Origin of the sequence: Alicyclobacillus suci (assembly GCF_017329615.1) — a bacterium.
In the GTDB taxonomy this organism is placed as follows: Bacteria; Bacillota; Bacilli; order Alicyclobacillales; family Alicyclobacillaceae; genus Alicyclobacillus; species Alicyclobacillus suci.
In genome coordinates this window covers 1-252 of the sequence record NZ_JAFMTW010000246.1, presented here as the reverse complement: position 1 = coordinate 252, position 252 = coordinate 1, and the positions used below count along the sequence as shown (strand labels likewise).

Sequence of the window (252 nt, the reverse complement as noted above, 5' to 3'; positions counted from 1 at the left end):
CCTCATCTTGCTCTTGCGCGCGCCCGTACTCAAACTTGCGCGGCCCCAAAAAGTCGTGCACCATCGCGATGGTCACGGTAATGCGCTTTTGCTCACGGTGGAAGTGTCGGTGGTACCGGGTAATGGCAAAGTGAAACTGACCGGTCAATTGGGTGACGTGATGAAGGAAAGTGCACAGACCGCTTTGTCGTACATCCGTGTGTAGTGGCGAATTAATTCCAACAAGATATCGTCTGACACACGCAATTTGTC

At 52.4% G+C, this 252-nt stretch carries 1 pseudogene; it reads left to right on the top strand.

Going from position 1 to position 252, the window contains the following annotated elements:
• Positions 1-199: pseudogene (locus tag J3482_RS20590) on the top strand (S16 family serine protease); the annotation flags it as partial.
• Between the last annotated feature and the right edge of the window lie 53 nt (positions 200-252).